This window comes from Stenotrophomonas pavanii (assembly GCF_900101175.1).
Classification (GTDB): Bacteria; Pseudomonadota; Gammaproteobacteria; order Xanthomonadales; family Xanthomonadaceae; genus Stenotrophomonas; species Stenotrophomonas pavanii.
Genome location: NZ_FNFQ01000010.1, coordinates 136,680 through 149,021 on the forward strand (window position 1 = coordinate 136,680; position 12,342 = coordinate 149,021).

Annotated in this window: 10 protein-coding genes; 1 reads left to right on the plus strand and 9 read right to left on the minus strand. The window is 67.3% G+C overall.

The window, feature by feature from the left end; translation table 11 throughout:
• The first annotated feature begins 126 nt into the window (after positions 1-126).
• Positions 127-321: a heavy-metal-associated domain-containing protein gene (locus BLS66_RS16390; protein ID WP_049471345.1), complete on the plus strand. Its 195-nt coding sequence runs from the start codon at positions 127-129 to the stop codon at positions 319-321.
• Between the two features lie 81 nt (positions 322-402).
• Here BLS66_RS16390 and cueR read toward each other — a convergent pair whose 3' ends face one another.
• The 9 genes from cueR to BLS66_RS16435 form a co-directional block, all read right to left on the minus strand.
• Positions 403-858 (minus strand): Cu(I)-responsive transcriptional regulator, encoded by a 456-nt coding sequence (cueR, locus tag BLS66_RS16395; RefSeq protein WP_049471344.1) that lies wholly within the window; start codon positions 856-858, stop codon positions 403-405.
• Between the two features lie 11 nt (positions 859-869).
• Complete coding sequence (locus BLS66_RS16400; protein WP_074726333.1) at positions 870-3,368, minus strand: heavy metal translocating P-type ATPase; 2,499 nt, start codon at positions 3,366-3,368, stop codon at positions 870-872.
• Positions 3,369-3,532: 164 nt separating this feature from the next.
• Complete coding sequence (locus tag BLS66_RS16405) at positions 3,533-6,490, minus strand: TonB-dependent receptor plug domain-containing protein (RefSeq protein ID WP_074726334.1); 2,958 nt, start codon at positions 6,488-6,490, stop codon at positions 3,533-3,535.
• Between the two features lie 295 nt (positions 6,491-6,785).
• Positions 6,786-7,214 (minus strand): hypothetical protein, encoded by a 429-nt coding sequence (locus BLS66_RS16410; protein ID WP_083348180.1) that lies wholly within the window; start codon positions 7,212-7,214, stop codon positions 6,786-6,788.
• A 328-nt stretch (positions 7,215-7,542) separates the two neighbouring features.
• Positions 7,543-8,274: a copper homeostasis protein CutC gene (locus BLS66_RS16415; protein WP_064238373.1), complete on the minus strand. Its 732-nt coding sequence runs from the start codon at positions 8,272-8,274 to the stop codon at positions 7,543-7,545.
• Positions 8,271-9,269, minus strand: coding sequence for a glycosylasparaginase (locus tag BLS66_RS16420; RefSeq protein WP_074726363.1), 999 nt, complete (start codon positions 9,267-9,269; stop codon positions 8,271-8,273). The genes BLS66_RS16415 and BLS66_RS16420 overlap by 4 nt, the downstream gene beginning before the upstream one ends.
• A 51-nt stretch (positions 9,270-9,320) precedes the next feature.
• Positions 9,321-10,343: a glucokinase gene (locus tag BLS66_RS16425; RefSeq protein ID WP_074726336.1), complete on the minus strand. Its 1,023-nt coding sequence runs from the start codon at positions 10,341-10,343 to the stop codon at positions 9,321-9,323.
• Positions 10,344-10,427: 84 nt separating this feature from the next.
• Positions 10,428-10,712 carry a hypothetical protein gene (locus tag BLS66_RS16430; protein WP_005409434.1) on the minus strand — a complete coding sequence of 95 codons (285 nt, stop codon included), beginning with the start codon at positions 10,710-10,712 and terminating at the stop codon, positions 10,428-10,430.
• A 33-nt stretch (positions 10,713-10,745) separates the two neighbouring features.
• Positions 10,746-12,335: a calcineurin-like phosphoesterase C-terminal domain-containing protein gene (locus BLS66_RS16435; RefSeq protein ID WP_074726337.1), complete on the minus strand. Its 1,590-nt coding sequence runs from the start codon at positions 12,333-12,335 to the stop codon at positions 10,746-10,748.
• Positions 12,336-12,342: the final 7 nt, after the last annotated feature.

Sequence of the window (12,342 nt, forward strand, 5' to 3'; positions counted from 1 at the left end):
GTGGCTGCCGTTTTTCATGGATGCATGTTCATGGGCCCCTTGGCCGCCGTTCAGTCCGGCGCTTGACCCTGCCATCGTTGGAAGGTGCACACTGGCCCTGTCCCAAGAGCATCGAAGGAGCCACAGATGGAATTCCATGTCGACGGCATGACCTGCGGCGGCTGCGCACGCAGCGTGACCCGCGCGATCCAGCAGATCGATCCGAACGCCCGCGTAGTCGCTGACCCGCCGAGCGGCCTGGTCAAGGTGCAGACCACCGCGTCGCAGGAACAGGTGTTCGCCGCGGTGAACGATGCAGGTTTCCCGCCGCGCAGCGCCTGATCCCCTGCCCGGCATCCACAACGAAGCCCGCCCCGTGCACTGTCACAGGGCGGGCTTTTCAATGCATGCGAACATGAAAACTCAGTGCTTGCGCGCGCGGCGGCGCACCGCGCCGGTCTTGGCCGCTTCCACCGGCAGCGGAGCCTCATCGTCTTCACCCAGCCGCTGCAGGATCGGGCATTCCGGGCGCTCATCGCCGGCACAGCAGCGGATCAGCGATTTCAGCGTATCGGCCATCTGCCGCATGTGCTCGATGCGCTGTTCCAGGTCGGCGATGTGCTGCTCGGCCAGCTGCTTGACATCGGCACTGTGGCGCGACGTGTCGTTCCACAGGCCCAGCAGGTCGCCGATCTCGGCCACCTGGAAGCCGAGATCGCGCGCGCGGCGGATGAAGCGCAGGCGATGGATGTCGGCCTGCGAATACGCCCGATAGCCCGACTCCGTTCTATCCGCCGCAGGAATCAGGCCGATCTGTTCGTAGTAGCGGATCATCTTCGCCGACACGCTGGAGGCCTTGGCGGCTTCACCGATGTTCATGCGGATCTCCTTCATTGGGTCGCAGCGGCGGCATCGGCCATCGGTGGCTGGAAGCGGCGCAGGCGCAGTGCGTTGCCCAGCACGAACACACTGGACAGCGCCATCGCACCGGCCGCCAACACCGGCGACAGCAGCACGCCCCAGACCGGGTACAGCACGCCGGCGGCCACCGGAATCAACGCGGTGTTGTAGGCGAAGGCCCAGAACAGGTTCTGCCGGATGTTGCCCAGCGTCGCCTTCGATAGCGCAATGGCGTTCGGTACGCCCTGCAGGTTGCCCGACATCAGCACCACATCAGCCGATTCCACCGCGATATCGGTACCGGTGCCAATGGCCAGGCCGACATCGGCCTCGGCCAGTGCTGGCGCGTCATTGATACCGTCGCCGACGAAGGCGATCTGGCCGTAGGTGGACTTCAAGCGACGCACCGCTTCGACCTTGCCTTCCGGCAGCACCTCGGCCACGACCTCGTCGATGCCCAGCTGGCGCGCGATCGCCTGCGCGGTCCCGGCGTTGTCACCGGTGATCATCGCCACCTTCAGGCCGAGCTGATGCAATGCCGCGATTGCGGCCGGCGTGCTCGGTTTGATCGGATCGGATACCGCGATGATCGCGGCCAGGCGACCGTCGATGGCGGCATACAGCGGCGACTTGCCCTGGGTGCCCAGCGCTGCCGCCAGCGTCGCAAACACAGTGATGTCCACGCCGATGTCGCGCATGAAGCGATCGGCACCGACCTCCACCCGCGCACCATCCACGCTGGCCCGCACGCCCATGCCGGTGACCGATTCGAAGTCGACCATCGACGGCAGCGCGATGCCCTGCTCGATGACTGCATCGACGATGGCGCGGGCAACCGGATGCTCCGAGCGCGATTCCACGGCGGCAACTGCCGCCAGCACCGTGCTGCGATCGAAGCCACCGGTGATCTCGAAGTCGGTCAGGCGCGGGCGGCCTTCGGTCAGCGTGCCGGTCTTGTCCACCGCCACCACCCGCGCATCCTTCAGCAGCTGCAGTGCCTCGCCCTTGCGGAACAGCACGCCCATCTCGGCGCCACGGCCGGTACCGACCATGATCGAGGTCGGCGTGGCCAGTCCCATCGCGCAAGGGCAGGCAATGATCAGCACCGCCACCGCATTGACCAGCGCGAAGCTCAGCGCCGGTGACGGGCCCAAGATCAACCAGACCACGAAGGTCGCCAGCGCGGCCAGCATCACCGCCGGCACGAACCACAGGGTGACCTTGTCGACCACCGCCTGGATCGGCAGCTTCGAGCCCTGCGCCTGTTCCACCATGCGGATGATCTGCGCCAGCATGGTCTGCGCGCCCACCGCCGTGGCGCGCACCGTCAGTGCGCCCGTCTGGTTGACGGTGCCGCCGACCACGCTGCTGCCCGGCTGCTTCCCGACCGGGACCGGCTCGCCGCTGATCATCGACTCGTCGATGAAGCTGCGGCCTTCGACCACCTCGCCGTCCACCGGCACGCGCTCGCCCGGACGCACTTCCACCACGTCGCCGCTCAGCACTTCATTGACCGGGACATCCACCGTTCGGCCGTCACGGATCACATGGGCGACCTTGGCCTGCAGATTGACCAAGCGCTTGATCGCCTCGGAGGTACGGCCCTTGGCACGCGCCTCGAGGAAGCGGCCGAGCAGGATCAGCGCGACGATCACCGCCGCCGCTTCGTAGTAGACGTTCACCGTGCCCGCCGGCAGCAGCCTTGGCAGGAAGGTCGCCACCACCGAGTAACCGAATGCCGCGGCGGTACCCACCGCCACCAGCGAGTTCATGTCCGGCGCACGCCGCAGCAACGCGGGCACGCCCTTCTGGTAGAAGCGACGACCGGGAACGGCCAGCACCAGCGCGGTCAGCACGAACTGCAGGTACCAGCTGGCCTGCATGCCGATCGTGGACATCACCCATGCGTGCATGCCGGGGATCAGGTGCGAGCCCATCTCCAGCACGAACACCGGCAGTGCCAGCGCGGCGGCCAGGATGAGATCGCGCTTCAGCTCCGCGCGCTCGGCATCCTTCTTTTCCGCCGCTTCGTCATCGGACTGCACACCCGCCTCGATCACGCGTGCGTCATAGCCGGCCTTGTCGATCGCGGCGACCAGCGCCGCAGCATCCGCCACGCCGCCCACCGTGGCGCGCTCGGTGGCCAGGTTCACGCTGGCCTGGCTGACGCCGGGCACGGCCAGCAGCGCACGTTCGACCCGGCCGACGCAGGACGCGCAGGTCATGCCCTCCACCGCCAGCTCAGTGGTACCGGCGGGCACGTCATAGCCCGCCCGCTCCACCGCCTGGATCAGCGCTGCGCGATCGACCGGGCCCGACGGGCGGATGTCCGCCCGCTCGGTGGCCAGGTTCACCGCGACACTTCCCACGCCCTCGACCCTGGACAGTGCCGCTTCGACCCTGCCCACGCAGCTGGCGCAGGTCATGCCCTCGATCGGCAGGCTGATCGGGGCGCTAGTGGGGACGGCAGTGGCGCGTGGCGTGCTCATGATCGGATTCCCGGGATTCCTTCTGGATGCGGACAGGCTAAACCTTGCCATCGTGGGAAGGTCAAATCCAGCCTGTCCGCAGTTCCTGAATGGCACCCGGCATCCACGTCCGTGCATGGCCAGATCCACGCATGGCGTGGATCCATCGCCGGCGGCAGCTCGCCTCAGAAGGTGAACACATACTCCAGTGCGAACTCGCGGCCGACCGCGCTCAGCAGGCGGGTCGGGGCGAAGTCATAGTCCAGCTTGTACGGGTCCTTGTGGTTCCAGCTGGCCGAATTGAACACGTTGTTGACGTAGACATTGACCTTGGCGTGCTCGGTTACCTGATAGCCCACGTTGACGTTCCAGGTGATGAACGGCCCGACCCGGCCGAAGTAGCGCGAGGTCTGCTGGCCGGCATTGGGGTTCGGGTTCACCGAGCCATCCGGCAACCGTGCCGGTTCCACGCAGTTCAGCGACGGACTGTCACTGGGCACATAACCGTCGGCGAACGGCAGGCAGCCGCCAGGGTTGTCCAGACGATCGGTGCCCCAGTGGTAACGCACGCCCGGCACCGAACCGATGCGGTCGGCATACACGTTGGCGTTCCAGTTGCCGCGTTGCCAGGCCAGGCTCGCGCGCAGCTTGCTGCGCAGGTCGCGGTCGCGGCGTTCCGGATTCGGATCGGCGGCGTAGCGCTGTTCCTTGGTCGAGATCTGGTTGGTGTAGTTCACCCCAAGCTGGAAGCTGCCCCACTGGGCGGTTTCCAGCCGGTAACGCGCGGTCAGGTCGATGCCGCGCACTTCGCGGCTGGCCAGGTTGAACGGGCCGCGCTCGATCGACACCAGCCGGCCACTGCTGTCACGGTTCACGCGGGCCAGGATGCCGGCGCAATAGTCGCCACCGGCCGGATTGGCCCACGGCGTGCCATCGATGTTCTTGCCGGTCAGGCAGCCGGCCTCGCTGGCCAGCACCTCGTCGGCGCCGACGTCGACGATCATGTCTTCCAGCTTGATCGCCCAGTAGTCGGCGCTGACCGACAGGTTGGGCATCACGTCCCAGACAAAGCCGACCGTCCACGAATCGCCGGTCTCCGAGCGCAGCAGCGGCGTGCCGCGCCGGTTCACGTCGAAGGTGTACCAGACATCGGTGTTGCCCACCCCGCAGTTGTTGACCAGGTAGGCACCGCTCTGGATGCAGCGCAGGCGGTCATAGGTCTGCACTTCGGAACTGCTCGGCTGGCCCAGCAGGTAATGCATGTCCGGCGCATGGAAACTGGTGGCATACGAGCCACGCACCAGCAGCGATTCGACCGGACGCCATTCCAGGCCAACGTTCCAGGTGGTTTCCTTCTGGCTGCCGATGTCCAGCGCCTGGCTGCTGTCATCGGCCTTGTAGTTGCCGTAGCGGTCGTAGCGCGCGGCTGCGGTGGCGGTCACGCTGTCCAGCAGCGGAATCTTGAACTCGACGCCGGCCGAATAGCGGGTGCGTTCGCCGCCACCGCGGTCAACGTTCTGCAGGTCGAAGTCGATACCGGCGCGCGGGTCCGGGCTGAGGTGATAGCCCTGCTGCGCCACTTCGGCCACGGCGGCGAACGAGATCGGGCCCGCCCAGCCCTGGAACAGCTCACCGGTGATGTCCGCCGAGGCCTGGTTGACCCACGATGACGCGCGGTTCCTCGCCACCGTACCCATCTGCCAGTACTGGTCCGGCGTCAGCGGGTTCCACCAGCGCGACTCGTTCAGCGCGTAGATCGCCTCGCCATCGGCGGTGGTGCCCAGGCGCGGGCCGAGGAAATAATCGTACGACTTCTGCTCGTCGACCACGTTCTGCCGTTCTTCCACGCGGTAATAGGAACGCCCCACCGTCGCGCTCCAGTCGAAGCGGTCGGCGAGGCGGCCACGCAGGCCGGCGCTCCAGTCCCAGGACAGTTCACGATTGGTGTTGCGCAGCGTATCCAGGCCGCCGACCTCGTTCGGGGTGAACTGGCGCACGCCCAGGATCGGCCGGTTACGGTTGGCGTCCCAGTAATAGCCGTTGGCATCGTCGATCAGCGAGACGCTGGGTGGATTGGTGCCCCAGATCGCTTCGGAGCGGTACACCGCCAGGTTGGTCCAGGCCTGCAGGTCGCTGCTGAAATCGAAGGTGGCATACAGGTTGCCGGACACGTTCTCGGCACCACCGGTGAGCAGCCAGTTGGCGTAGTCGGCGCTCATGCCGCACAGGCGGCCGGTGTTGGTGATGCGGTTGGCGGCGTAGTTGTAGACCAGCCGATCGGCCGTGTAGTACTCACCGTCGAACTTCTCGCAGGTACCGGTGGGTGGCGCCAGGCGCTGGCCCGTCGTCGGATCGATCAGCGCCAGCCCGGCCGTGGGACGGAAGCCGACCTTGCGCTGCTCCATGTTCCAGGACGCATACGGTGCATCATCGGCATCGTCCATCTGCGGGCGATCACGGCCGAACAACGGATCGCGCTTGGTGTACTGCAACGCATAGGTCACGCTCCAGTTGTCCCCTGTCCTGCCGCCGGCCCAGGACAGGTCCCAGGTATCGCGTCCGCCTTCGGTGGAGGTGCCGCCGCGCACGCGCACTTCGTCACCGTCGTAGTTGGTCTTGAGGATGACGTTGACCACGCCGGCGATCGCATCCGAGCCATAGATGGCCGAGGCGCCACCGGTCAGCACTTCGATCCGCTCCACCGCCGCGGCCGGAATGTTGCCGTAGTTGGAGAAGTTGGTTTCGCCGCCGTACGGCAGCGGGTAATCGGCCACGCGGCGGCCGTTGACCAGCAGCAGCGAGCGGTTCGGCCCCATCCCGCGCAGATTCAGCCCGCTGGCGTTGGGCGTGTGCGAACCCCACTGCGAGGCCGCTTCGACGGTACCGGTCGCTTCGGTAAGCGTCTTCAGCGCGTCATACACGCTGACGAAGCCCTCTTTCTGGATCTGCTGCGCGGTGATCACGTTGACCGGGGCCGGGCCTTCGACCGCGGCGCGCTTGATGCGCGTGCCGGTAACGGTGACCGCGTCGAGATCCTGGGTGGAGGGGCTGGCGGCTTCCTGTGCGCTGGCTGCCAGCGGCAACAGGGCCAGGATCAGGGCCTGGGACAGGAGGTGACGACGCTTGTGGACGATCTGAGCCATGGGTGGTTGCTCTTCGAAGATGTGGACGCACGGGCGGACGGTGGCGCGGCACTACGACGGATCCAGGCGCCTGGATCGGTTCACGACCGATACGGCACCTCCCCTGTGGATCGATCCAAACTAAAGCACAGCTGAACCACACCGGGCATGCGGCGATGCAGCAATGACCGGGGGAATGCCGTTAACGGCTCCCTCTACGCAGAACAATCAAAGGGTTGCGAAACATCATTGAGAGACCGGCGCACGAAGACGTGACACGGTCACGACAGCCGCGCGCGGAACGGTTTTGTCCGCCTCAGCGATTCCCCTCACCCGAGCGAGTTGGGACGAAGCGGCCATTTCGGAGGGCGTAGTGGCTCGACGTATCGCCTCCGGGTTCGTTACCCCACCAGTCGATGGTGAACCCGTCGTCACGCCAGATGACCGAGGAAAAGTCGGATTCACTGTGGGGTCGCCCTGCGTTCTGGCTGGCGAGGGACACGGATTCGAGGCAGCTGCTGACCAGGATCCGGCCGCGTTCAATGGGCTTCGGCGAGGTCAAATCGTAGACGAACAAACGGATCTCGCGCCCCGCCCCACAGTGCCCCATCGGGTTGGAGGCGTTTGAATCGAACACCTGATATAGCGCACGGAAGCGCTTCTTCCCGATTCGATGTACGCGCGTGTCGACGAACGCGCCAGTAGCAGCAGCGGCTAGCGTCACGCCGTCCAGCACAGCGTCCATGCCGCCTCCCTCCGGTCCGGCCGCCGTCCAGGTCAACAGTGGGGGCCGTCCCTCCTCTCCAGCTATTGCGGCGGTGGGCAGCAGACAGAGAAGCAGCAAGAGCAGTCGAGACATGCGGAAGGAGGGCCATTGCCACGGGGAGTCGGACCCACTGTCAACAATCCCCGCTTGATCGTCTACACGGAAACATGGATGCCCCCGCGTTCCGCTGTTTGGCAGACGGACTGGCGATCCGCGCACGTCAGAAGCGTCACTTTTCGGCAAGGGGTGCGCGTTCGGCAGCGGGGTCGGAGCCCCTCTGCGAAGGGAACCGACCCCGGCCCTGCGATCAGCCGTCCAGTGCCTGACGCAGTGCGGCCACGGTCGCGGTGCTGGTCTGGCTCCAGTCCGGGTCCAGACCGCGCAGCGCCGGGTTCTGGAACTGCATCGCCGAGCGGCGCAGGCCTTTTGCGGACGCGTGCAGTTCAGTACAGCCACTCCGTCGTGCCACGGTGGCGATGTTGGCCGGCCCCAGGCCCGCACCGGCCATCACCGTGATGCGGCCTGCCGCCTGGGTGACCAGACCGGCGAGCATATCCACGCCCGCTTCGGCGCTGACCTGGCCGCCCGAGGTCAGCACGCGCTGGCAGCCCAGCCCGATCACCTGCTCCAGCGCCGCCGACAGATCGCGGGCCGCATCGAAGGCGCGATGGAAGGTCACCTGCAACGGCCCGGCGGCCTGGACCAGCTCGCGGCAGAGCGCCAGGTCGATGCCACCCTGCACGTCCAGCGCACCGATCACCACGCCATCGCAGCCCAGCGCGCGGCACTGCGCGATGTCACGCAGCATCAGTTCGGTTTCCAGCGCGTCGTAGTGGAAGTCGCCCGGGCGTGGCCGCACCAGCACGAACAGCGGGATCGACAGGCGTTCGCGGGCAATCGCGATGCTGGCGAAGGACGGCGTGGTGCCGCCCTCGGCCAGGTTGTCGAACAGCTCGATGCGGTCGGCGCCGCCGGCCTGCGCGGCCAGTGCCGAGGCCAACGAATTGCTGGCGACCTCCAGGGTCAGCCGCGTGCTCACGCCTGGCTGCTCGTGTAGATCGACGGCGAGTCGCGCAGGTCATCCTGGCGCTGCGCATCGCACACCGCGTAGACGAAGCCGCGATGCAGCGCGTAGGCACCGACCTCGCCCTGCTTGTTCATCGCCAGGAAGCAGACCTGCAAGGTCTTGCTCGCTTCAGGCCGCTTGCGTACGACGCGGTCGATCGCCTCGCGGCAGGCCTGCGCCGGCGAACGCCCCTGGCGCATCAGCTCGACCACCAGGAACGAGGCGGCGTTGCGGATCATCTCCTCGCCCACGCCCGAGGCAGTGGCCGCTCCGACGTCGTTGTCGACATACAGGCCAGCACCGATGATCGGGCTGTCGCCGACCCGGCCGTGCAGCTTCCAGGCCATGCCACTGGTGGTGCACGCACCGGCCAGGCGGCCTTGGGCATCCAGCGCCAGCATGCCGATGGTGTCGTGGTTGTCGCTGTTACCGGGAATGCCTCGCCGCTCGGCGTTGATCTGCGGCTGGTACTTCTCGGTCTTCAGCCACTCGCGCCAGGCCGCTTCAGCCTGCGGGGTCAGCAGATGCTTGCGCTCGAACCCCTGCTGCACCGCGAACTGCTGCGCGCCCTCGCCGACCAGCAGCACGTGCGGGCTGTTTTCCATCACTTTGCGGGCCACCGACACCGGATGCAGGATGTCGACCAGCGCGGCCACCGCGCCACAACGGCCATCGCCATCCATGATGCTCGCGTCCAGGCTGAGCACGCCGTCGCGATCGGGGTTGCCGCAATGGCCGACGGTGGGATTGCACAGCTCGCTCTCGGCCCAGCGTGCGCCCGCTTCCACCGCATCCAGCGCGCTGCCGCCCTGCGACAGCACCTTCCATGCGGCCTGGTTGGCCGGCACGCCGAAGTCCCAGGTGGAAACCACCCTGGCCCCACCCTGCGTGCGTGCATGCACGCCCGGCAAGGCCGCCATGCCCGCGGCCAGTGCACCGGCCTGCAGGAACTGCCTGCGATCCACCATCATCCCCTCCCAGTCTGCAATGCGCGGCCGGCCCGATGCCGGCCCCGACGATCAGTCGTGCGTGGGCTGCCGTGCGGCGTGCCAGACCGCTGCACCGAGCACGCCCAGCTGGCCGTGCTCCACGCGCCATACCGGCACCTGGCGCAGCACCTCGGTCAGCACGCCCTTGTTGAGGAAGCGCTCACGGAAGCGGCCATCGGCCAGGAAATCCTGCACATGCGCGGAAATACCCCCGGCCAGGTACACCGAACGCGCACCGACGGCGATCGCTGCGTCGCCGGCCAGGCTGCCCAGCCAGGCACAGAACACCTGCAGTGTCTCCACCGCCAGCGCGTCTTCTCCGCTGCGCGCGGCGCCGATCAGTGCCTCGGTGCTGCTCCACACCGGGGTGACGCCGCGCAGCTCGCACAGGCACGGATACAGGTTCATCAGGCCACTGCCGGACAGCACGCGCTCGTTGTCCACATGCGGCCAGCGCTGCAGCAGCTTGCCCAGCACCTGCAGCTCCAGCGCATTGCCGGCGCCGAGCGCGGCATGGCCGATTTCGCTGGCCAGCACCGGGCGCTCGCCATCGGCGAAGCGCAGCGCAGCACCCAGGCCGGTACCGGCGCCCAGCACCAGTGCCGGGAACGCCTGCGCCGGATCCGCGTCGCCATTCAGCGGCACCAGCGTGTCGGGCTGAAGGAAGGGAATGGCCAACGCCACCGCCTCGAAATCATTGATCAGCTGCAGTTCGCGCAGCCCGGACTGCGCGCGCGTGGCTGCGAGCGACACCGTCCACGGCAGGTTGGAATTGATCAGCACGTCGCCATCGAGCAGGCCGGCGATGGCGACCACTGCGGTCTGCACCGGCTGGCCGAGGCCTGCGGTGAAGTCAGCCAGGATCGCGGCCAGGCTGGGATGCTCGGCACAGGCATAGGTGCGGTGGCTGCCCAACGACGGCGCCCTGCCAGGTGCGGTTTCAGCCAGCGCAAGGCGGGCGAAGGTGCCGCCAACATCGGCGACGACCAGGCGGCGCGGAAAACCGCCGCAGGTGGAGTCGGAGGAAACCGGGGACGCTGCTGCGATGGTCACGCTGGCCTGCTTGGATCGATTGAATCGCCCCGATTCTCAGGCATCGGGGCCGCTTTGCCTAGCGCGACGGCGGTTCAGGTTGGCCTACATGCCTTCCTGCTCGGCCACCTGCACGCCGTCCACCAGCACGCGCAGTCGTTGCGGGCGGAAGCCGGCGAACAACAGCGGCCGGGTGCGCTCGACCAGCACTTCGTGGCCGGCGATATGTCGCAGCCACGACTGTACCAGCGAGAACGAGAAGTGGGTGCCCGGATGCAGCGGATGCTGCACCCAGACTTTCTCGGTGGCGCTCTGCAGCAGCATCGCGCCGGTGAACCAGTGGCGGCTGAGGGTGACCGGCGTGGTGCCGGCCATGAAGCGGATATCCATGCGGGGTCCTTTCGCTGGAACGGTGGTGCGGGATCAGGGCTGGGCGGCCTGCAGGCTGTAGCGGGTGGTCGCGGTGAACACCGCGCCATCGGGCTGGGTGGAGCGTACCTCAACCTTGTGGCCGCCCACCGCCAGGTCGGTCGGCAGCGCACCGCGCCAGAGGTGTGGCGATGCGGTGGCCTCCGGTGAGCGGTCGTAGCCGCGCAGGCTGTCGGCCAGGTCGTCGGCCACGTTCTCCACCATCAGGCGCGGATCGGGCTGGCTGACCTGCTTCATCGGCTGCCAGGCGCCACCATCGATGCGGTACTCGACCACGCTGGCATCTTCGCCCATGTACACGTTGGCGTACACGCCCCACGCCGGGTAGGCCCCCTGGCGCAGCACCTTGGGTGCATGCAGGCCGATCTGCTCGCTGGCCGGCTTGCCCGCCACCCGGTACTGCAACCGGTAGCTGCCGTTGCCGGCCACGTCGAGCAGCGCATAGCCCTTCGGCGTGCCATCGCTCATCGTGCTGTCCGGCACGCCGGCGGCATTCTTCACCCCGGACCAGAACGCACCGCAGTTGGCACCGACGTTGTACTCATGCAGCGGCTTGTCGCCGTTCCAGCCGTCGGCCTTGCCGTGGTACACGTGCTGCTGGGTGTGGCTGTGGCCGCTGAGCACCAGCACGTTGCGGAAGTCCTTCAGCAGGTCGAACAGGCGCTGGCGGTCGGCGTGGCGGAAGGTCTCCCGCCCCGGTGCCGCGTCGAACAGCGGGATGTGCATGCCCAGCACCAGCAGGCGGTCCTTGTGCAGGCCCTTCAGGTAGCTGGCGAGGAAGGCGAACTGGTCTTCGCGCAGGCCACCGACGTACTTCGGGCTGGCCTTGGGGTCGTACACCACGTCGTCCAGGAACACGAAACTGGCGCCGCCCTCTTCCACCGCGTAGGTGTCCGGACCATAGATGTTGCGCCAGCTGTCCAGCGAATGCGCATCGCTGGCCGCATCGAAGTCGAGGTCGTGGTTGCCCGGCACATGGAACCACGGCACGCCGAGTTCGGTGGTGACCTTGTTGATCGCCGGGTACAGGGTCAGGTCGTCGTTGACGATGTCGCCCAGGGTGGTGCCCATGCGTGCCTTGGTCTGCCCGACCAGCGGCGCCACGATCGACTGCTGGTAGTAGCCGATGTCCTTCAGGCTGGCGGTCTGCGAATCAGTGAACACCAGCATCTGGAAGCCACGACGGCTGTCATGGCGGTCCGACTGCAGGGCGAAATCCCAGTTGCGGGTGACGTCGCCGGTCGCGGCGATGCCGCCGTACTTCAGCGCCGGCGAGCCGCTCGGGCGATAGTGGCGCCAGAACGAGGGCAGGCCATCGGCCGCCTTCGGGAACGAATACGCATCGGGCTTGATCACGAACACGGTCTGGCCGTCACGCACCGGCAGGCTGTAACTGCCATCGGCGGCGGTCCTGACGATGGTCTCACCGTTGGAGACCTGCACTCCGGACAGGCCCGGATCGGTCGCACCACGCCCCGGTTTGCCGTCGCGCTCCAGATACACCTTGCCGGTGACCACGGTGTCCGCGGCCCAGGCCGGCGAGGTCAGCAACAGGCAGCACAGCCAGGCGGCAGGCAGTTTCATGGGAGAG